The sequence below is a fragment of the Mesorhizobium sp. P3_A10 genome (genome assembly GCF_056403175.1).
Map to the genome: position 1 here is coordinate 1,232,025 of NZ_JBFUFZ010000001.1, position 19,409 is coordinate 1,251,433.

18 protein-coding genes and 1 tRNA gene are annotated in these 19,409 nt (G+C 63.7%); 9 read left to right on the forward strand and 10 right to left on the reverse strand.

The genetic code is table 11. The features are described 5' to 3' along the window. Window positions 1-87 precede the first annotated feature (87 nt). Together AC1DXU_RS05965 and AC1DXU_RS05970 are read left to right on the forward strand one after the other, a co-directional pair. On the forward strand, window positions 88-756 hold the full coding sequence (locus AC1DXU_RS05965; protein WP_477365518.1) for a DUF1007 family protein: 669 nt from the start codon (window positions 88-90) through the stop codon (window positions 754-756). Further along, window positions 753-1,967: a nickel/cobalt transporter gene (locus AC1DXU_RS05970; protein WP_477366055.1), complete on the forward strand. Its 1,215-nt coding sequence runs from the start codon at window positions 753-755 to the stop codon at window positions 1,965-1,967. The genes AC1DXU_RS05965 and AC1DXU_RS05970 overlap by 4 nt, the downstream gene beginning before the upstream one ends. Here the strand turns inward: AC1DXU_RS05970 and denD are convergent. The 4 genes from denD to AC1DXU_RS05990 are packed head-to-tail and all read right to left on the reverse strand — an operon-like array spanning window position 1,964 to window position 4,886. Beyond that, window positions 1,964-2,938, reverse strand: coding sequence for a D-erythronate dehydrogenase (gene denD, locus AC1DXU_RS05975; RefSeq protein ID WP_477365521.1), 975 nt, complete (start codon window positions 2,936-2,938; stop codon window positions 1,964-1,966). The genes AC1DXU_RS05970 and denD overlap by 4 nt on opposite strands. Before the next feature lie 2 nt (window positions 2,939-2,940). Further along, on the reverse strand, window positions 2,941-3,147 hold the full coding sequence (locus tag AC1DXU_RS05980; RefSeq protein ID WP_477248387.1) for a hypothetical protein: 207 nt from the start codon (window positions 3,145-3,147) through the stop codon (window positions 2,941-2,943). A 58-nt stretch (window positions 3,148-3,205) separates the two neighbouring features. Further along, the gene (locus tag AC1DXU_RS05985) at window positions 3,206-4,186 is read right to left on the reverse strand and encodes a cation diffusion facilitator family transporter (protein WP_477365523.1); all 981 of its coding nucleotides are present in this window, start codon (window positions 4,184-4,186) and stop codon (window positions 3,206-3,208) included. Between the two features lie 13 nt (window positions 4,187-4,199). Further along, window positions 4,200-4,886, reverse strand: a complete 687-nt coding sequence (locus tag AC1DXU_RS05990) for a GNAT family N-acetyltransferase (protein ID WP_477365526.1) — start codon at window positions 4,884-4,886, stop codon at window positions 4,200-4,202. Between the two features lie 83 nt (window positions 4,887-4,969). On the opposite strand from AC1DXU_RS05990, the gene AC1DXU_RS05995 reads away from it, so the two are divergent. Continuing rightward, on the forward strand, window positions 4,970-6,163 hold the full coding sequence (locus AC1DXU_RS05995) for a pyridoxal phosphate-dependent aminotransferase (protein WP_477365529.1): 1,194 nt from the start codon (window positions 4,970-4,972) through the stop codon (window positions 6,161-6,163). A gap of 12 nt (window positions 6,164-6,175) precedes the next feature. Here AC1DXU_RS05995 and AC1DXU_RS06000 read toward each other — a convergent pair whose 3' ends face one another. Both AC1DXU_RS06000 and AC1DXU_RS06005 read right to left on the reverse strand, forming a co-directional pair. Next, entirely contained in the window at window positions 6,176-6,937 is a 762-nt protein-coding gene (locus AC1DXU_RS06000; RefSeq protein ID WP_477365532.1) for an SDR family oxidoreductase, read from the reverse strand. Window positions 6,938-7,163: 226 nt separating this feature from the next. Beyond that, a complete protein-coding gene (locus tag AC1DXU_RS06005) occupies window positions 7,164-7,901 on the reverse strand; it encodes a tellurite resistance TerB family protein (RefSeq protein WP_477365535.1) in 738 nt (245 codons plus the stop codon). A 182-nt stretch (window positions 7,902-8,083) separates the two neighbouring features. On the opposite strand from AC1DXU_RS06005, the gene AC1DXU_RS06010 reads away from it, so the two are divergent. Next, window positions 8,084-8,446 carry a YybH family protein gene (locus AC1DXU_RS06010; protein WP_477365538.1) on the forward strand — a complete coding sequence of 121 codons (363 nt, stop codon included), beginning with the start codon at window positions 8,084-8,086 and terminating at the stop codon, window positions 8,444-8,446. 23 nt (window positions 8,447-8,469) lie between these two features. On the opposite strand, the gene trhO is transcribed toward AC1DXU_RS06010, so the two are convergent. Further along, window positions 8,470-9,393 (reverse strand): oxygen-dependent tRNA uridine(34) hydroxylase TrhO, encoded by a 924-nt coding sequence (trhO, locus tag AC1DXU_RS06015; RefSeq protein WP_477365541.1) that lies wholly within the window; start codon window positions 9,391-9,393, stop codon window positions 8,470-8,472. A gap of 193 nt (window positions 9,394-9,586) precedes the next feature. Between trhO and AC1DXU_RS06020 the strand changes: the two genes are divergently transcribed. After that, complete coding sequence (locus AC1DXU_RS06020; RefSeq protein WP_477365544.1) at window positions 9,587-10,225, forward strand: 2-dehydro-3-deoxy-phosphogluconate aldolase; 639 nt, start codon at window positions 9,587-9,589, stop codon at window positions 10,223-10,225. A 119-nt stretch (window positions 10,226-10,344) separates the two neighbouring features. On the opposite strand, the gene AC1DXU_RS06025 is transcribed toward AC1DXU_RS06020, so the two are convergent. The 3 genes from AC1DXU_RS06025 to AC1DXU_RS06035 form a co-directional block, all read right to left on the reverse strand. Then, a tRNA-Gln gene (locus AC1DXU_RS06025) sits at window positions 10,345-10,418 on the reverse strand. A 152-nt stretch (window positions 10,419-10,570) separates the two neighbouring features. Continuing rightward, a complete protein-coding gene (locus AC1DXU_RS06030; RefSeq protein ID WP_477365547.1) occupies window positions 10,571-12,364 on the reverse strand; it encodes a peptidoglycan L,D-endopeptidase MepK in 1,794 nt (597 codons plus the stop codon). A gap of 380 nt (window positions 12,365-12,744) precedes the next feature. After that, window positions 12,745-14,271, reverse strand: a complete 1,527-nt coding sequence (locus AC1DXU_RS06035; protein WP_477365550.1) for a sigma-54-dependent transcriptional regulator — start codon at window positions 14,269-14,271, stop codon at window positions 12,745-12,747. A 149-nt stretch (window positions 14,272-14,420) separates the two neighbouring features. On the opposite strand from AC1DXU_RS06035, the gene AC1DXU_RS06040 reads away from it, so the two are divergent. The 4 genes from AC1DXU_RS06040 (at window position 14,421) to AC1DXU_RS06055 (ending at window position 19,336) form a co-directional block, all read left to right on the forward strand. Beyond that, window positions 14,421-16,262, forward strand: a complete 1,842-nt coding sequence (locus AC1DXU_RS06040) for a M3 family oligoendopeptidase (protein ID WP_477365553.1) — start codon at window positions 14,421-14,423, stop codon at window positions 16,260-16,262. A 378-nt stretch (window positions 16,263-16,640) separates the two neighbouring features. Then, window positions 16,641-17,399 (forward strand): proton-conducting membrane transporter, encoded by a 759-nt coding sequence (locus AC1DXU_RS06045; protein ID WP_477365556.1) that lies wholly within the window; start codon window positions 16,641-16,643, stop codon window positions 17,397-17,399. A gap of 177 nt (window positions 17,400-17,576) precedes the next feature. Continuing rightward, window positions 17,577-18,722 carry an aminodeoxychorismate synthase component I gene (locus tag AC1DXU_RS06050; protein ID WP_477365559.1) on the forward strand — a complete coding sequence of 382 codons (1,146 nt, stop codon included), beginning with the start codon at window positions 17,577-17,579 and terminating at the stop codon, window positions 18,720-18,722. After that, complete coding sequence (locus tag AC1DXU_RS06055) at window positions 18,671-19,336, forward strand: aminotransferase class IV family protein (RefSeq protein ID WP_477365562.1); 666 nt, start codon at window positions 18,671-18,673, stop codon at window positions 19,334-19,336. Before AC1DXU_RS06050 ends, AC1DXU_RS06055 begins: the two co-directional genes overlap by 52 nt. Window positions 19,337-19,409: the final 73 nt, after the last annotated feature.

Consider the following 19,409-nt stretch of genomic DNA (forward strand, 5'->3'; position numbering starts at 1 on the left):
TGGGCAACACGCGGCACCGGTCCCAATTTCGCCCCGTTTCTGGTAACCTCTCCACACTCTCTGAAGTCGATGGAATCGCGACCGGGAATGCACCTCAAACGGCAAGCAATCATGCTGGCTTCGGCCACGGCGGCGACATTTGCCACGGTCGGACCGGCCGAGGTGCATCCGCACGTCTTCGCCGAGGCGCGTCTCGACGTCATTCTGAGTGAGGATCACCAAAGTGTGAAAGCGCTGCGTCATCTCTGGCGCTTCGACGATCTGTTTTCGAGTACTGTGATGATGGAGTTCGACAAGAACTCCGACCTGAAGCTTGACGACAAGGAGCTGAAGGATGTCGCTGACACCGTCCATGCCTCGCTGGCCGAGTTCAACTATTTCCAGCTCGTCACCGTCAACGGCAAGGACGTGGCAATGACGCCGCCGCCGCACCTGATGGCCAATTTCGACAACGACCAGTTGATCATCCTGTTCGAATCCGAACCGAAAGAGCCGATCAAGCTCGCTGGCAAGATCGATTTCGGCGTCTACGATCCGACCTTCTACACGGCGATCGATTTCACCGAAGATAGCAACATCACGGTCGAAGGCCTGCCCTCGAACTGCACCAAGGCCGTCATCCGGCCCGACCCGGACGAGGCGATCAAGGAAAACCAGAAGACCCTGACGGAAGCCTTCTTCAACGATCCGACAGGCACCGACATGAGCAAGATATTTGCCACCAAGCTTGAGCTGAACTGTCAGCCAGAAGGATAGATCCGGTGACGAAACCGTCCCTGCGTTTGGCACTCGCCCTTTTGGCCGTCACCGTCGTGATGACGCATTTCCTCGGCTCCGCCCACGCCCAGAGCTCGCTCGGCATCGGCACCAATGACGGCATGGCCCCCACCGCCACCGGACCGTTCGCTCACATCCTGATGTGGATCAATCTGCGCCAGCAGGAATTCTACCGGGCGTTGGCAACCGCGATGAAGGCGATGCGCCAGGATGGCAGCAAGCTGTGGCTGCTCGTCGGCCTGTCCTTCGCCTACGGCATTTTCCACGCCGCCGGCCCCGGTCACGGCAAGGCGGTGATCTCGTCCTACATGGTGGCCAACGAAGTGGCGCTGCGGCGCGGCATCATGCTGTCCTTCGTCTCCGCGCTTTTGCAGGGTCTGACCGCGATCGTGGTCATGCTGCTCGCCTATTTCGTCCTGCGCGGCACCACCGTTTCGATGACCGACGCGGCATGGTTCCTCGAAATCATGAGCTATGTTTTCGTCACCCTGTTCGGCGCCTGGCTTCTGTGGCGCAAGGCCGGCCCCGCGATCCTGCGCCTGTTCGGCGCCAGCCCCGCCTACAGCCTCTCTGCCGCCCATGCCGGCCATTCGCATGCCGGCCATTCGCATGCTGGTCATTCACATGCCGGCCACGCGCATTCCGCGCATGCTCATTCAGCGCATTCCCACGCGCTTCACGCACATGACGATCACGACCATACGACACACGATCATCATTCTCACGCGCACGATCACGGCGAGCATGACCACGATCATGGCGATCATCACGACCATGGCCACGCCCATGCGGCGGGCGAGGTCTGCGACACCTGTGGGCATTCGCACGCGCCCGACCCGGCGCTGCTTTCCGGCGACCGCTTCGACTGGCGCACCGCCTGGTCGGCGGTGGCGGCGGTCGGTATCCGCCCCTGCTCCGGCGCGCTGATCGTGCTGAGCTTTGCTCTACTCAACGGCCTGTGGTTCGGCGGCATACTGTCGGTGCTGGCGATGTCGCTCGGCACCGCGATCACCGTCTCGGCTCTGGCGACGATTGCGGTGACGGCTAAGAATTGGGCGGTGTATTTCGCCGGCGATGGCCGCATGGGCAACCGCATCCACTCGATCGTCGAGATTGGCGGCGCCGCCTTTGTCTTCCTGTTCGGACTGCTGCTGCTGTCGGCGAGCCTGGCGACCGGTACGGTCCTCTAACTTATCTTGCCGCCGAGCTCGTCCTCGATATGGGCGCGGATGATGTCATCGAAGCTCTTCTCGGCGCTGAAGCCAAGCTCCCTTGAGCGCCGCGCCTCGAACCGTGTTGGCCAGCCTTTGACGATCGCCCAGATCGTGTCGTCGGGCTCCTCGCGGATCAGCTTCACCACCGCGGCGCCGGCAATGCGCTCCAGCGCCTCGATCTGCTCACCAACGGTAACGGCGACGCCGGGCATCGTCAGATTGCGGCGCGGCCCGACGGCGTTGCCGTCGATGCCTGCGGCATGGATCAGGAAGCCCACCGCCGAGCGCGGGCTGGCATGGGTGTGCAGCACCGAACGCGGCACCGGCAGGATCGCCTCCTGGCCGCTCAACGGCTCGCGGATGATGCCGGAGAAGAAACTGGAAGCCGCCTTGTTGGGCTTGCCGGGCCGCACACAGATGGTCGGCAGCCTGATGCCGATGCCGTCGAAGAAGCCGCGCCTGGAATAGTCGGCCAGCAGCGCTTCGCTCATCTGCTTCTGGGTGCCATAGGAGGTCAGCGGCGTCGGGTGGAACTCGTCCGGGATGACATCGGGAAACGGCGCACCGAACACGGCGATGGACGAGGTGAAGACGACGCGCGGCGCAAATTGCGCCAGCCGGATGGCATCGAACAGCGCCCTCGTGCCGTCGAGATTGACGCGGTAGCCGAGATCGAAATTGGCTTCCGCCTCGCCCGACACGATGCCGGCGAGATGGAAGATCACATCGGGACGCGACGCGACCAGGCTTGCTGTCGCGCCGGGTGCTGCAAGATCCCCGGTATGGATGGCGGCGCTTACGCCTTCCATCGCCGGCGCCTGCGGCGGCACGATGTCGTGCAGGTCGAGCGCGGTGATCTTGCGGCCGTTGAGCGTTCCGTCCTTTGCCAGCCGGGCGATGAGTTTGCGGCCGACCATGCCTGCCGCGCCGGTGATCAGAATGCGCATTGTCAAAGACCCTTTTTGCGTTGGCTGCGGGCGCGCAGCCAGAACACGGCGAAAAACGCCACCAGGAAGATAGCCGCGACAATGCCGGCCAGGACGGTGGAGACGCTGCCCACCGCCAGCATCACCGTTGGCAGCCAATAGGCGGCGAGGCCGAACAGCAGCATGATCCACGCTGCCGCGATCAGCGCATTGCGCGTGTCGCGGTCCACTACGCGCGCCCGCTGCGGCGGGAATTCAGTCTCGTTGCCATGTCATGGATTCCTTGCATCAGTGATAGTGGCCGTGATGCGGCGCCGTACCATGCGCATGATCATGGTCGTGGTCATGTTCGTCATCGGCGCAGTGGCCGAATTCCGGTTCGACGGTGGCATGGCTGATGCCGTGCTCGGCGGCAAGCCGTTTCTTGATGGCGCTGACGGCGGTGTGGGCATCGACGCCGTCGTTGAGACAGGCATGCAATGTCGCCATGTTGCTTGAACCGTCGAGCGACCAGACATGCATGTGATGCACCTCGCGCACACCCTTGACCTTCGCTTGGATATCCCTGGCGATCAGGTCGCGATCGAGGCTCGCCGGCACGCCTTCGAGCAGTACATGGGCGGCTTCGCGCATCAGCGACCAGGCGGTGGACAGGATCAGCAGCGAGACCAGCACCGACAGGATCGGATCGATCGGCGTCCAGCCGGTCGCCAGGATGACCAGCGCCGCAACAATAGCCGCCGCCGAGCCGAGCAGATCGCCCAGCACATGTAGGATGGCGCCGCGCATGTTCAGGCTGTCGCGGTCTCCGCCATGCAGCACGAAGAACGAGCCGATGTTGACCAGCAAGCCGAGGATCGCAACCACCAGCATCGGCCCGCCGAGCACGGGCGCCGGCGTTTGCAGGCGGCCCCAGGCCTCGTAGACGATCCACAGCGCAATGGCGAAGATGGCAATGCCGTTGGTGTAGGCCACCAGGGTTTTGACCCGGCCAAAGCCATAGGTGAGCCGGACGGTCGCCGGTCGTCCCGCCAGGTGAAACGCATACCAGGCAAGGCCGAGCGCGATCGCATCGGCAAGCATGTGGCCGGCATCCGCCAGCAATGCCAGAGACCCCGTGAGGAGGCCGCCAAGCGCTTCCGCGACCATGAAGCCGGCGGTCAGGCACGCTGCGATCAGCACGCGTTTCTTGTCGGTCGAGCCGTGCACATGACCGGCGCCATGGCTGTGGTCATGCCCTTGCGCACCATGGTCGTGGCTATGCGCCATCATCCAACTCCCGCTACGCACCGAACTCGGCGCGGAAATCCTCGAGCCGTCGCTTCTGCCCACCGTCGCCATCGAAATTGGCCGGATCGAGCCATGCCTCATAGGCGCTGCGCAGATCAGGCCATTCCTTGTCGATGATCGAATACCACGCGGTATCGCGGTTTTCACCCTTGACCACAAGGTGTTGGCGGAAAATGCCCTCGAACTTGAAGCCGAACCGCTCGGCAGCGCGCTTCGACGGCTCGTTGCGGTTGTTGCACTTCCATTCGTAGCGGCGATAACCAAGCTCGTCGAAAATGTATTTCATGAACAGGAACTGCGCCTCGGTCGCTGCGGCTTTTCGCGAAATCAGCGGCCCCCAATAGATGTTGCCGATCTCGATGACGCCATAGGCGGCATCGATGCGCATCAGCGTCTGGCGCCCGGCGACCTTGCCGCTGGCCTTGTCGATGACGGTGAAGAACAGCGGGTCCTCGCTGGCTTCGACCTTGTCCAGCCATGGCTGGAAGTCGGCACGGGTCTCCGGCGGATAGTCGGGCAGCCAGGCGAAACGGCCGCCGACATCGGACACCGACGACGCCTCGTAGAGGCCGTCGCCATGCTTTGCGGCGCTCAACGGCTCAAGCCTGGCATAGCGGCCGTCGATGATCTTGCGTTCGGGACGCGGGCGAGGCTGCCAATTCTTCAGATTTTCCGACACGCAAGACTCCAATCCGTTTGACATTTGTGACCGGACGCTCACAAAAACGCACGCCCAGGGAAAGAACCACACGGACGGTAAAAATGCTCCACACGATTTCGGCCTTCGACCGTCTCGGCGAGGAAAATGCTTTTGCGGTGCTCGCGCGCGCGACAGCACTGGCGCACCAGGGCCGCGATATCGTCAATCTCGGCATCGGCCAGCCCGACTTCAAGACGCCGCAGCACATTGTCGAGGCGGCGATCAAGGCGCTGCGCGACGGCCACCACGGCTACACGCCGGCCAACGGCCTGCTGGCGACGCGCGAAGCGGTGGTGCGGCGCACGCTGACCACCACCGGCATCGAGGTCTCGCCGGAGAATGTGATGATCCTGCCCGGCGGTAAGCCGACCATGTTCGCGGCGATCCTGATGTTCGGCGAACCGGGCACTGAGATCCTCTATCCCGATCCCGGTTTTCCGATCTACCGCTCGATGATCGAGTTCACCGGGGCGGCACCCATTCCCGTGCCGATCCGTGAGGAGAACGGCTTTGCCTTCTCGGCCGAAGAAACGCTGGCGCTGATCACGCCAAAGACCAGGCTCCTGATCCTCAACTCGCCGGCCAACCCGACCGGCGGCGTGACGCAGCGCGCCGAGATCGAGAAGCTGGTCAAGGGGCTCGAAGCGCACCCACATGTCGCCATCCTCTCCGACGAGATTTATGACGTCATGACCTACGATGGCGAGACGCATTGCTCGCTGCTCACCTTCCCCGAAATCCGCGACCGGCTGATCGTGCTCAATGGCTGGTCGAAGACCTGGGCGATGACCGGCTGGCGCATGGGCTGGTCGATCTGGCCGAACGGCGACAAGGGTGCGCATCTCTACGACAAGGTGCGCAAGCTGGCGGTCAATTGCTGGTCCTGCGTCAACGCGCCGAGCCAATATGCCGGCATCGCCGCCATCGACGGCCCGCAGGACGACGTCGATAACATGATGCGCGCCTTCGACAACCGCAGGAGGGTCGTGGTCGAGGGGCTGAACGCCCTGCCCGGCGTCTCCTGCATCACGCCGAAAGGCGCATTCTACGCCTTCCCCAACGTGTCCAAGACCGGCTGGAAGGCCAAGAAACTCGCCTCGGCGCTGCTTGAGGATGCCGGCGTGGCGCTGATCGGCGGCCCCGATTTCGGCATTCTCGGCGAGGGCTACATCAGGCTTTCCTACGCCAATTCCGAGGAAAACATTTTGCGCGCGCTGGAGCGGATCGAGGCGTTCCTGGCGAAGGGCAAGGACTGACCTTCCGGCTGCTCACCCCCGCCCGACGAACGGCATCTTGGTCGCCATCACGGTCATGAACAGCACATTGGCGTCGAGCGGCAGGCTGGCCATGTGGACGACGGCGTCGGCGACGCGCTGAACGTCCATCACTGCTTCGACGGCGATGCTGCCATTGGCCTGCGGCACGCCGACGGTCATGGCATGCGCCATGTCGGTCAGCGCATTGCCGATGTCGATCTGGCCGCAGGCGATGTCAAAGGGCCTGCCGTCCAGTGCCAGCGTCTTGGTGAGGCCAGTGATGGCATGCTTGGTCGCGGTGTAGGGCACCGAGCCGGGCCGTGGCGCATAGGCCGACACCGAGCCGTTGTTGATGATGCGCCCGCCCATCGGCTTTTGCTTGCGCATGGCGCCGAAGGCGGCACGCGCGCACAGGAACGAGCCGGTGAGATTGACACCGACGATGTCGTTCCACACCTCGACCGGGATCTCGTCGATCGGTGTCGACTTGTAGCCCATGCCGGCATTGTTGAAGAGCAGGTCGACGCGCCCGAAAGCCTCCGCCACCGTCTCGAAGAGGTCGTCGACCTGGTCGGCCTTGCTGATGTCGCAGGCCACCGCCAATGCCTTGGCCTGCGTTGGCCCGGCTTCCGCGATCGCGGCTTCCAGAACCGGCTTGCGGCGGCCGCAGAACACTGTGTTCCAGCCAGCCTTGAGCAGCGCCGTGGCGACGCTCTTGCCGATGCCCGTGCCGGCGCCGGTGACGATGGCGGTTTTCTTAGTGATGGCTGTCATCGCCGTCCTCCCTGGTCATGGCTGGAAGAACATGTGGCATCGCAAAAGATGGGCGCTATGGCAAGCTGCTCGAAGGGCGYGTGCCCGACAAAAAGGGCGGTCATTGGCGACCGCCCCTGATCTGAATCGGGCTTGGGAGGAGGAAAAGCCGATCCGACTGTCTAGAATCATGCGCTTGGTAGGTTAACGAGACGTTAGCGCATTTTCCGGCTCCGGCCCGCGCCGCCTACCAGCGCGGATTGGGCGCGGTTCCGGTCGGCGCTGGAACCTTGGCCGCCGACACCGTCGCCTCGACATGATCGACCAGCGCGTCCGGCAGGCCGAGCCGGCCGGCCAGCAGGTCGAGATAGCCGCGTTCGGCGCGTGTGTCGGGATCGATGGTGAGGCGCGACGCGGTGTAGAGCTCGAGCTTCTGGGCGTCGGTCTTGGCGCCGGCGACCAGCGTATCGAGGTCGAGCGGGCTCTCCAGCTCAGCCATCATGAACTTTTCCGCTTCCGAACCGATGCCCGCAAGGCTGAGCTTGCCGGCGATCTTCTGGCGTTCTTCGTCGTCGACATGGCCGTCGGCCTTCGCCGCCGAGATCATCGCCCGCACCAGCGTCAGCGTGAATTCATCCTCGCCTTGCGGCGCTTGCGAGGGATGGAAGGCGGTATCGGCGGGCGGTGGCAGCAGTTCCGGCTCGCCAGCGGCCGGCGTCTCCGCCGGCGCGTTGCCGGCCTTGTAGTTCTGGTAGGCCTTGTAGGCGAGGCCGCCGATCGCGGCCAGGCCGCCAAGCTTGATCGCAGTGCCCGTCACTTGTCGTCCCGTGCCGGTCCCAAGCAGCACCGCGGCCAGCGCGCCGGCCGCCAGCGGATTGTCCTTGGCCATCTGCACGGCCTGCCCGGCCTTGTCGCGGACGGTGCCGCTGGTGCCGGGAATTTGTGAGCCGAGCAGATCGTCGAGGAGCTTCTTGGGATCGAACATCAATGCCTCCAGAATTTGCCCAGCCAGACGGGCAGGTTTCGAACGTCAGAGAGGTAGGCCCCGCATATGGACATTACAATGACAGCCGCGCGCTTTGCCAGAAGCGGCGGAAATCGACGTGTCGAAACCAGCTTCGGCTTCGGCTAGTGTCACGCTCCCAACCGGATTGCCTGGAGCGTTGCATGACCGATGAATCAAGCCATGAACCCGCACGCGATCCACAGGATCTCGAGCGCTTGCTGATTGACCGGCAATGGGCCGGAGACATTGACGGCATGGTTGCGCTGTTCGAACCCGATGCCGTCATCGATAGCGGCGAGGCTGAATTGACGCGCGGCCGCCAAGCGATCCGCGCGCTGTATGTCGCGTTTGCCGCCACCGGGCGAAAATTCCAGCGCGGAGAGCAGCGGCCGGCGGTGATCAACGGCGACCTGGCGCTGACGTCGACCCGGCTTCCCGACGGCACGGTGACCTCCGAGGTCGCCCGTCGGCAAAGCGATGGCACATGGCTGTGGGTGATCGACCGCTATTCCGTCGCCTGGTGACGCAATCCGAGCCCGCGCCAATGTCAGCTGCCGATATGCGGACCCCTGCCCTGCGCCTGCGCCAGCTCGACCTGGCGCTGCCGCTCGGCATAGCGGGCGCGATCCTCGTCCGAGCGGGCGTCGAAGCAATGCGGGCACGAGACGCCGGCGGCATAGGTCGGCGACAGGCGATCCTCTCGTGTCAACGGATGCCGGCAGGCGCGGCAGAGTTCGGCGTCACCTTCGGCAAGTCCGTGCGCTACCGAAACCCGCTCGTCGAAGACGAAGCACTCGCCTTGCCAGAGGCTTTCCTCGGCCGGCACCTCTTCGAGATATTTGAGGATGCCACCCTTGAGGTGGAATACGTCCTCGAAGCCGAGCGACTTCACATAGGCTGTCGCCTTCTCGCAGCGTATGCCGCCGGTGCAGAACATCGCCACCTTGCGGCCATCGAATTCGTCCCGATGCTTTTCGACCCAGGCCGGAAATTCGCGAAAGCTCGCCGTTGCCGGATCGACCGCACCCTTGAAGGTGCCGATCGACACCTCATAGGCGTTGCGGGTGTCGATGACGATCGTGTCCGGGTCCGCGATCAGCGCGTTCCAGTCCGCCGGCGCGACATAGGTGCCCGCACTTCTTGCCGGATCGATATCCTCGACACCCATGGTGACGATCTCACGCTTCAGCCGCACCTTCATGCGGTGGAACGGCATCGCCTCGGCGCTGCTGTATTTGACTTCGAGACCGGCGAGACCCTCGATGGTTTCCAGATGATCGATCAGTTCAGCGATTGCCGCCTCGCTGCCGGCAACGGTGCCGTTGATGCCCTCATGCGCCAGAAGCAGCGTGCCCTTGATGCCGCGTCCGCAGCAGAAGGCGGCGAGCGGCGCACGCAACGCCTCGAAGGCATCGAGCCGCGCAAACCGGTAGAGCGCCGCAACGCGCAAAGGTTGATTGGACAGAGTCATCGCCAAGCCACTAAACGCTTGCGAAAGCCGATTCAAGGCAAGGCCTGCGCGCCCGGTCTTTCCATGGGTGACGCAGCGACCCTCTTCACGGCATTGCCGGCCACGCGTGACATCGCGACACGCTTACCCTTCGTGGACAGAAAAACGGCCTTCTGCTAATCGGTTGAATTGTTCGAAGCCGGAGAGACGACAAATGTCAGCCCAGACCGAAAAGCTCCTGTCGCTCCTCAATGGCCAGCCGGTCATCCCGGTGCTGAAGATCGCCAATGTTGCCGACGCCGTGCCGCTGGCCCGCGCGCTGGCCCGGGGCGGCCTGCCGGCGATCGAGATCACGCTCAGAACCGCCGATGCGCTGGAAGCGATCCGGCGGGTGGCCGGCGAGGTCGAAGGCGCCATCGTCGGCGCCGGCACCATTCTGGATAGCAGGCAATTCGACGAGGCGGCGGCCGCAGGCTCGAAATTCATCGTCAGCCCCGGCATCACCCGCGAGCTTCTGGCGGCGGCGAAGGACAGCGAGGTTCCGCTGCTGCCCGGCGCCATCACGCCGGGCGAAGTCATGGCGGCGCGGGAAGCTGGACTGCGTTTCCTGAAATTCTTCCCGGCCGAACAGTCGGGCGGCATCGCCTCGCTCAAGGCATTCGCCTCGCCGCTCGCCGACGTGAAATTCTGCCCGACCGGCGGCATTTCGGCCAAGAACGCCACCGACTATCTGAGCCTGCCCAACGTCATCTGCGTCGGTGGCTCCTGGGTGGCCCCGGACGAACTGGTCAAGGCCGGCATGTGGGATGAGATCGAGGCCCTCGCGCGGGCCGCAAGCAAGCTCGGGAAGTAGGCGCTTTCGCCAGGCACAAAAAATCCGGCCGGCTTTCGCCGACCGGGGCTCGCTGCTTCCTTGCATGACCTTGCAGGCCCAAGCCCGTGCGGGCGCGAAAACAATCCATTGGATGACGCTGGTTCCCGCTCATGGGCTCGAACCACGATTCACGCCTTCAAAGGGCGCTGTCCTACCATTAGACGAAGCGGGAGAATGGTGGATTGGTGGTTAGCATCCCAGCGCAATGGACGCCAGCGCTGTGTGGAAAAGACCATCCGCAGGCGCGTCTATTTGTAGAGTTTCTTGAGAAGCAAAAAGCCGCGCGGTTGCCCAGCGCGGCTTTTGTGTCATTCGGCCAGACCGTTACTTGGTCTGGAAGCGGGCGACCGAAAGGAACTTGATGGCGTTGCCGGTGAACCGGTTGGCATCGGCCATCTGGTTGTCCTGCTGGAAGCCGGCCGTGTAGACCTCGCTCGGCGCCGTACGCACCAGATTGTAGGCAAAGCGCGGCGCCGTCGTGGAGTCCGATACGGTGGCGACATACTCGCCGCTGTGCAGCGCCCAGCGCGCCGCCTGCGGCGCGGCGGCAACCACCACCGCTTTCGGTCCCGGCTTCAGGTCGCGGGCGGTGGCCCTTGCTTCCTTGCGGGTGGTCTTGACACCGGCGCCGATCGCGGCAGCCGGATCGGAACCAGCCGGGCGGGCAGCGATCGCGTCGCGCGGCGATGCGGCATCGACACCCGACGGGTCGTTGAACGCCGAGCGCGGCTCAAGCGAAGCGACCTGATAGCCGTCGGTGGCGCCGGCCTGCTCGAGAACAGCCTTGACCTCATCCGGACGCTGCGACGGCAGCACCGAGAAGGCATCCGTGGCGGTCTGGTTGTGCGAGGCCGTATCCGCCAGCGCCAGCAGCACATCCTTGTCCTGCGGCGCGAGATCGGCCGGCAGCGTACGGTCGGGGCGCCAGCTCGGCAACGGGATGTTGTTGACCGCGACCTGCGCCGGATCGGCAACAGTGGATTGATCGGCCATGCCGAAAGGAACGCTCGTCGGCGCTTGCGCCGTCGCCACCGCCTGCTCGGTGGTGCCGGTGGCATCGGCCGTGCCGAACGGAACATTTTCAGGTGTCTGCGCGCCGACATCGGCCTTCGGACGCGGTGCGAAATCAGGCAGCGGAATCTCTTTGGCCGGCAGCGCCGCGATGATCGTCGCCGGCGTGTCCTGCTGCGGCTCCGAATCGGCAGCGTCATCGGCAACCTGCGGAATCTCAGCACGCTGCGCATCCTGCGGCGCCACGATGGTTATGCCGGGAAGGTTGCTGTTCCTGGCGGTCGCCGCCGGCTTAACGCTCTTCAACTTGGGAGCGGGCGCGGCCGAAGCCGTTTCGACATCAGCGCTGTCGTCGGCTTCGTCGTCGCCGCCGCCAAAGAAAGCAGCAAGGAAGCCACCGGACTTCTTGGTGCTGCCACCGGCACTTGCCAGTTCGATGGCGGGGGCGCCAGAACCCTTGCGCGCCTTGTAGGAGGCGAGCGCCTGTGCATAGCCAGGCAGCGGCTTGCCGTCGCTCGGCACATGCAGCGTCTTGCCGTTGGGGAATACGCTCACCAGTTCCTGGCGGCTGATGCCGGGCCAGTGGCGCACATTGCCGACATCCATGTGGACGAAGGGCGAGCCGGAGGTCGGATAATAGCCGACGCCGCCGCCCTGCATCTTGAGACCGATGTTGCGCAGCTTCTTCAGCGGCACGCCGGGAATGTAGAAGTCCATGGCCCTGCCAAGCATATGCTGGCTTTTCTCGGCAACGCCCCGGCTGCGGCTGCGCAGCATCGAATTCGTGGCCGGCGAGCGATAGCCGCAGACGACCTGGATGTAGTCGGTGGCACCGCTTTCCCTGTAGGCTTCCCAGACCAGGTCCAGCAAGCGCGGATCCATCTTGGTCGGCTCGTTGCGGCGCCAGTCGCGCAGGATGATGTTGATCTTCCTGAGCCCCTCGGGGACATAGCGGCCATTGCGTTTGTAAACGATCTCGGCCTTTTCGTGCGTGTGGAGATGATACAGCTTGAGCGAACGAGTTTCCGCGCTGGCGCCGGTCGCCGCTGCTGAAAGGAAACAAACAGCAAAAATCACCGCTGCCAGCCATCTCGGCCAGACGCTCATGTGATAGTGCCGCCCGTTTGTGTGTCGTTCGACTCTGTTCAAATCAAAAGGCCCTGCAGGCTGCCGTTTGTCCCCGGATTTGCCCAAACGGATGCGTCGTTTTCACATCCGAATATCGATCCTAATGGTTAATCATCGCTTATTGAAGCCGAAATGCGGTAACACCGTGGCGATATCCCGTCAAAAATGCTCCACAAGGTTTCTTGGTAAACTGCTGGTTTAGATCAGGATTCAGCCTTTTACCGCAACACGATCTGTTACCGTTAGCCTTAATGCGTGAACAGCACCGTGGTGTGTCGCCCCAGCCTGCCACATTCCGGCTTTGACGCCTGAAACAGGGCCGCATTATGATCCGGGGAACTGGTCCCGGCCTTGCGCTGTCAGGATGCGAGTCGGTCGACGCGGCCGGTTTCCGGGTCGATGCCGTATTCCTTCAGCTTTCGGTAGAGCGTCGAGCGGCCAATGCCGAGGCGGCGGGCGACTTCGCTCATCTGGCCGTTATAGTGGTCGATCGCCAGCTTGATCATTTCGAGCTCGACATCGGCCAGCGCGCGCACATTGCCGCGCTCGTCCAGCGCCCGCAGCGTGCCGAAACGCGGCTGAAGCCTCGCCGGAGGATCAAGCTCGACTGCAACAGTACCGCCATCGTCTTGCGGCTGGCTGCCCGTGACCGAGCCGGGCGTTGGCAATGCGGCATACGCATCGAGATTGACGGTGCCGTCCACCTGCGCCCGGATCTGCGGAAACTCCTCCGTGGTCAGCATGTCGCCTTCGGCGAGCACCGAGGCCCTGAACACGGCGTTTTCCAGCTGCCTGATGTTTCCCGGCCAGTCATAGGCTTGCAGCATGGCGAGCGCGGCGTCCGAAATGCCGAGCAGACGATGGCGCGAATCGACGGGGGCAACCTTCTCCATGAAGTGCGCGACCAGATAAGGAATATCGTCGCGACGGTCGCGCAGCGGCGGCACGAAGATCGGATAGACATTCAGCCGGTAAAACAGGTCCTCGCGGAACTTGCCGTCCTTGACCTGCTGCAAAAGATTGCGGTGCGTTGCCGAGATCAGCCTGATGTCGACCCTGACGGTCGAACGGCCGCCGACCGGATCGACCTCGCCATCCTGAACGGCGCGCAGAAGCTTGACCTGCACGTCGAGCGGCAGGTCGCCGATCTCGTCGAGGAACAACGTGCCCGAATGCGCCTCGACGAACTTGCCGGTGTGTTTTTCGGTGGCGCCGGTGAACGAACCCTTTTCGTGACCGAACAGGATCGATTCGACCAGATTGTCGGGAATGGCGCCGCAATTGACGGTGACGAAGGGTTTCGAGCGGCGGTCGCCGCTGCCCTGGATGGCACGTGCCACAAGTTCCTTGCCGACACCCGACTCGCCCTCGATCAGGATCGGGATGTTGGACGCCGCCGCTTTCTGGCCGAGACGGATCACCCGGTCCATCGCCGGGCTGTGTGTGATCATGTCCTTGAAGGTCAGATGGCCGCCGCGCCGTCGCGACGTGCGCTTGACCTCGTCCTCGACCGCCTCGACCTTGAGCGCGTTGCCGATCGACATCTGCAGCCTGTCGGGAGAGGCCGGTTTGACGACAAAATCGAAAGCGCCGTGGCGCATCGCCGAAACGACGGTTTCGATGCCACCCTGGGCGGTCTGCACGATAACCGGGATATGGATGCCGCGCTGGCGCATGGCCTTCAGCACGCCGATGCCGTCGAGGCCCGGCATGACAAGATCGAGGATGATCGCCGACACATCGCCTGCGTTGGGCCCATCGAGGACCGAGAGACCGGCTTCGCCACCATCGGCAACTATCGCGGTGTGGCCGAACCGCGTCACTGCCGCCTCGAGCAGCCTGCGCTGCACCGGATCGTCATCGACTATGAGTATGGAACCTGTCATGACTGTTTTGAATTACCCGCCCGATTGTATCCGCCCTATGGATCATCTTGGCACAGGGTTCTAAATAAGGTTTCAAAAAACCCGGTGAATGAATTCCTTAGGATTTGACCGGCTTGTCCTTTCCCCTTGATTCCGGAAGGTTATTGTTGATGCGCATGGTTCCAGGTCGGCAGCTTGCGGCGGCGGCCGCGTCCGGTCAGGGCGCGGCGGAGCTTGGCGACCTGCCGGAATGGAACCTCGCCGATCTCTATCCCGGCATGGAAGCGCCCGAGTTGAAGCGCGATATAGCCAAGGCCGCCACCGACGCCACCGCCTTCGAGAACCGCTGGAAAGGCACGCTGGCCGCCGAGGCCGGGCGCGGCAGCGCAGGCAAGTTGGGCGAGGCGCTTGCCGCCTATGAGGCGCTTGAGGAACTGATCGGTCGCATCGTCTCCTATGCCGGTCTGGTCTATGCCGGCAACACGGCCGACCCGCAGCGCGCCAAGCTCTATGGCGACATCCAGGAGAAGATGACCGACGCCAGCGCGCATCTCCTGTTTTTCGCGCTCGAACTGAACCTGATCGACGATGCCGCGATCGAGGACGCGCTTGCCTCCGACCCGGGCTTCGCCCACTACCGGCCCTGGGTGCTCGATCTCAGAATGGACAAGCCCTATCAGCTCGAGGATCGCGTCGAGCAGCTTTTCCACGAAAAGTCGATTACCGGGCGCGGCGCCTGGAACCGGCTGTTCGACGAGACGATGACCGATCTGCGCTTCGACATCGACGGCGAGGAACTGGCGCTCGAGCCGGCGCTGAACCGCCTGCAGGATGCCGACAGTGAGGTGCGCCGCCGGGCTTCCGAGGCGCTGGCCGCAACCTTCCGCAAGAATTTGCGCACCTTCACGCTGATCACCAACACGCTGGCCAAGGACAAGGAGATTTCCGATCGCTGGCGCGGCTTCGAGGACATCGCCGATTCACGCCATCTCGCCAACCGCGTCGAGCGCAGCGTGGTCGATGCGCTGGCGTCGGCCGTTCGCGATGCCTATCCGCGCCTGTCGCACCGCTATTACGCGATGAAGGCGCGCTGGCTCGGCATGGAGGTGATGAACCATTGGGACCGCAACGCGCCGTTGCCGGAGACGCCGCAGTCGGTGATCGGCTGGGACGAGGCCAAGAACACGGTGCTGTCCGCCTACCAGCGCTTTTCGCCCGACATGGCGGAAATCGCCAGAACGTTCTTCGACCGCAACTGGATCGACGCGCCGGTCAGGCCGGGCAAGTCGCCGGGCGCATTCGCGCATCCGACGGTGCCGTCGGCGCATCCCTATGTGCTGCTCAACTACATGGGCAAACCGCGCGATGTGATGACGCTGGCGCACGAACTCGGCCACGGCGTTCACCAGGTGCTGGCCGGTGGCCAGGGAGCGCTGATGGCCTCGACACCGCTGACGCTGGCCGAGACGGCATCCGTCTTCGGCGAGATGCTGACCTTTCGCTCGCTGCTCGACCAGACCACCGACAAGCGCGAGCGCAAGGCCATGCTGGCGCAGAAGGTCGAGGACATGATCAACACGGTCGTGCGCCAGATCGCCTTCTACGAATTCGAGCGCAAGGTGCATGCCGAGCGCAAGAACGGCGAACTAACCTCCGACAAGCTCGGCCAGTTCTGGCTCGAAGTGCAGGCCGAGAGCCTCGGGCCGGCGATCAAATTGCGCGAAGGCTATGAGGTCTTCTGGACCTACATCCCGCACTTCATCCACTCGCCCTTCTACGTCTATGCCTATGCCTTCGGCGATTGCCTGGTGAACTCGCTGTATGCCGTCTACCAGAATGCCGAACGCGGTTTTCAGGACAAGTATTTCGAGATGCTGCGCGCCGGCGGCACCAAGCACCATTCGGAGCTTCTGGCGCCCTTCGGCCTCGACGCCACCGACCCCGCCTTCTGGCAGATCGGGCTCGGCGTGATCGGCGGACTGATCGACGAACTGGAAGCGCTGGACAACTGAGCGCCCTGGCGCGCGATCTCATCTGGCGGGTCCGGCAGAACAGTTTAGCCGGAATGCATGTTGAGACGCTCTATTCTTGCTCTAAATATTTGTTCTTGAACAACTCTGCGTGGAAATTTTCCGTTAGCTTTCCGTAGGCTGTATGGTAGCGTCGCGCCTGAAGCTCAGCCGGGCTCGCGGCTCCGGCCGGCAAGATTTCGGCCGGTCATGGCGGTTCGGCGAATGCGACGACGACCGTTGGCTATGGGCGGGAAGCCGATCACCGACAGTCGATAAGAAGCCGGCTGTTCTGCGAACCGCAGAACCACCATTGGATGATCGTGTCTGCCAAGGTCACGACTTGAGGCGGCGGCGGACGGATACGACTGGAGAGAGACGATGACCTTCTTCTACATTGTCCTGGCGTTCCTTGTAGGTTTGTTGGTTGGCTGGTTTATCTGGGGCCGTCTCCGCGGCGAGCTTGACAGCCTGCGCGGCGACCTCGACCGCACCCGCAGCGAGCGCGACAGGCTGCGTGCCGATTCCGACCGCCTGACCGGCGAACTGGATGCATGCGGCAAGACCCGCGCCGATCTCGAGCGCCGGCTGCGCGAAGCGCAAGCGGCACCCGCCAAGCCCGGCCCGGCAAAGGCAGCTGGCCAGGCGCCGGCAGCCCTGGTGTCGACACCGGCGGCCGCCAAATCCGCCCCGGCCAAACCTGCAGCAGCCAAACCAGCAGTGGCCAAGCCTGCGCCCGCAAAGCCCGCAGCCGCCAAGCCTGCGGCCGCAAAACCAGCCGCAGCCAAGACGGCAGCCGCACCAAAGGCCGCCGCCACGAAGGCGGCTGCGCCAAAGGCAAGTGCCGCACCGAAGAAGGCCGCGCCAGCAGCACCGACCGCCGGCAAGGCCGACAATCTGCGCCGCCTGATCGGCATCGGCCCGGTCAACGAGAAACTGCTCAAGGGCCTTGGCGTTACAACCTACGCCCAGATCGCCGGCTGGACCGCCGACGACGTCAAGCGGATCGAAGACGTTTTGAACTTCGACGGCCGTATCGCGCGTGAGCACTGGATCGAGCAGGCGAAGCTTCTGGCCGCCGGCGACGAGACGGAATTCGCCAAGCAGTTCCCGACGGCAGGAACCGCCAACAACACCTGACCGAGCTGCCCGGGCAACAAGACTGCATTTTGAACAAGGCGGCGTCCCCGGACGCCGCCTTTGTCTTTTGGCCGTGACCACCTTTGCGTCTTCAGACGCCGTTCCCTCGATTGCGCGCGGTCACCCCCCCATATAGAGCCATCACTGGCACCATCGACTCTGCAGCATCCGAGCCTCATGTCCCTGCCCTCTGCAATTTTCCGCAATGATGAAAGCGGCCGTCAGCTCGTTTTCGACCGCCCGGCTGACGTCATCGTCGCAAACAGGGCTGAGGATTTCCTGCCGGCGTTGGAGGCCGCGCAGGCAGCAACGGATGCCGGCAAATGGCTCGCCGGCTATTTCTCCTACGAGGCCGGCTATCTGCTAGAGCCGAAACTCGTTCCGCTGCTGCCGGGCGGACGTCGTGCGCCACTCGTTTGCCTGGGTGTTTTCGATGCTCCGGTGGAACAGGCCCTGCCGCATCGCGGCGCGCCGGCCACCAACGGCCCGATTTTCGACGCCAGGGCTGACTGGTCATCGAAAGACTACGCGGAACGCTTTGCGCGGCTGCACAATCACATCCGCAAGGGTGACTGCTATCAGGGCAATCTGACCTTTCCGATCCATGCGCAGTGGTCGGGTGATCCACTTGCCGCCTTCGACGCGCTGACCGAACGCCAGCCGGTGAAGTACGGCGCGCTGGTCGCGCTCGGCGATCCGATCGTTCTGTCGCGTTCGCCGGAGCTGTTCTTCGAGATCGGCACTGAGGGCATGATCGAGACTCATCCGATGAAAGGCACCGCACCGCGCGGCGCGACCAAGGCAGAAGATGCGCGGCTGAAAGCGTTTTTGCGCAATGACGAGAAGAACCAGGCCGAGAACCGGATGATCGTCGACCTGCTGCGCAACGACATCTCGCTGATCAGCGAGGTCGGCACGCTGGAAGTGCCGGAGCTGTTCCGCATCGAAAGCTATCCGACCGTCCACCAGATGGTCAGCCGCGTGCGGGCAAAACTTCTGCCGAACCTCACCATCCGCCAGATCTTTGCGGCGCTGTTTCCCTGCGGCTCGATCACCGGCGCGCCGAAAATTCGCGCCATGGAAATCCTGCACGAATTGGAAGGCGTGCCGCGCGACGTCTACTGCGGCGCCATCGGCTGGATCGCACCTGAAGGCACGATGCGCTTTTCGGTGGCGATCCGCACCATCTCACTCTTCTCCAACGGCGAAGCCGTCTACAATGTCGGCGGCGGCGTCGTCTTCGATTCGACAGCCGAGGAGGAGTACCAGGAGTGTCTGCTGAAAGCGCGCTTCGCGACGGGAACGCCGCCGACTTCGAACTGATCGAAACCATGCGCTGGGAGCCTGGAACAGGCTTTCTCCGCTTCGACCGCCACCTTGCGCGCCTCTATGGTTCTGCAGCCGAACTGGGCTTCGGCTGCGATCCGCAGAAGATCGGCGAGGTGCTGATGGACACGGTCGGCCGACAAGGCATCGCCCTGCGCACACGCCTCGTTTTGTCGCGCAACGGCAAGGCGACGGCCGCTGCCCAGCCCTATGAACCGCTTGCCGCCGACAAGGTCTGGCGCCTGCAGCTGGCCCGGGTGCGGCTGGATTCCAACGACACGCTGCTGCGTCACAAGACCAGCCGGCGGCACACCTATCAGCGGGCCCGTGCCGAATACCTGATCAGCCAGGCCGACGAAGTGCTTCTGGCCAATGAGCGCGGCGAAATCTGCGAGGGCACCATCAGCAATGTCTTCGCCGATTTCGGCGATGGCGTGCTGGCGACGCCCCGCCTCGACTGCGGCCTGCTGCCTGGCGTATTGCGCGGCGCGTTGCTGGATGAAGGCCGCGCCCAGGAAGCGATCTACACCTTGGACGATCTGAAGTCGGCCAAGGCACTCTTTGTCGGCAATTCCTTGCGCGGCCTGATTCCCGCGCGGCTAGGACCATGATCCCGAAAAGTGGAAGCCGGTTTTCGGAAAAGATCATGGTCTGGAAAGAAGACTGACAGAGGTCCGGGAGAAA

Bases quoted from the DNA above. Each gene is read 5' to 3' on its own strand.
- AC1DXU_RS05965 (WP_477365518.1), top strand. From the start codon at position 88: ATGCACCTCAAACGGCAAGCAATCATGCTGGCTTCGGCCACGGCGGCG.
- AC1DXU_RS06005 (WP_477365535.1), bottom strand. From the start codon at position 7,901: ATGTTCGATCCCAAGAAGCTCCTCGACGATCTGCTCGGCTCACAAATT.
- AC1DXU_RS06010 (WP_477365538.1), top strand. From the start codon at position 8,084: ATGACCGATGAATCAAGCCATGAACCCGCACGCGATCCACAGGATCTC.
- AC1DXU_RS06050 (WP_477365559.1), top strand. From the start codon at position 17,577: ATGTCCCTGCCCTCTGCAATTTTCCGCAATGATGAAAGCGGCCGTCAG.
- AC1DXU_RS06030 (WP_477365547.1), bottom strand. From the start codon at position 12,364: ATGAGCGTCTGGCCGAGATGGCTGGCAGCGGTGATTTTTGCTGTTTGT.
- AC1DXU_RS06035 (WP_477365550.1), bottom strand. From the start codon at position 14,271: ATGACAGGTTCCATACTCATAGTCGATGACGATCCGGTGCAGCGCAGG.
- denD (WP_477365521.1), bottom strand. From the start codon at position 2,938: ATGCGCATTCTGATCACCGGCGCGGCAGGCATGGTCGGCCGCAAACTC.
- AC1DXU_RS06000 (WP_477365532.1), bottom strand. From the start codon at position 6,937: ATGACAGCCATCACTAAGAAAACCGCCATCGTCACCGGCGCCGGCACG.
- AC1DXU_RS06020 (WP_477365544.1), top strand. From the start codon at position 9,587: ATGTCAGCCCAGACCGAAAAGCTCCTGTCGCTCCTCAATGGCCAGCCG.
- trhO (WP_477365541.1), bottom strand. From the start codon at position 9,393: ATGACTCTGTCCAATCAACCTTTGCGCGTTGCGGCGCTCTACCGGTTT.
- AC1DXU_RS05995 (WP_477365529.1), top strand. From the start codon at position 4,970: ATGCTCCACACGATTTCGGCCTTCGACCGTCTCGGCGAGGAAAATGCT.
- AC1DXU_RS06045 (WP_477365556.1), top strand. From the start codon at position 16,641: ATGACCTTCTTCTACATTGTCCTGGCGTTCCTTGTAGGTTTGTTGGTT.
- AC1DXU_RS06040 (WP_477365553.1), top strand. From the start codon at position 14,421: ATGCGCATGGTTCCAGGTCGGCAGCTTGCGGCGGCGGCCGCGTCCGGT.
- AC1DXU_RS05985 (WP_477365523.1), bottom strand. From the start codon at position 4,186: ATGGCGCATAGCCACGACCATGGTGCGCAAGGGCATGACCACAGCCAT.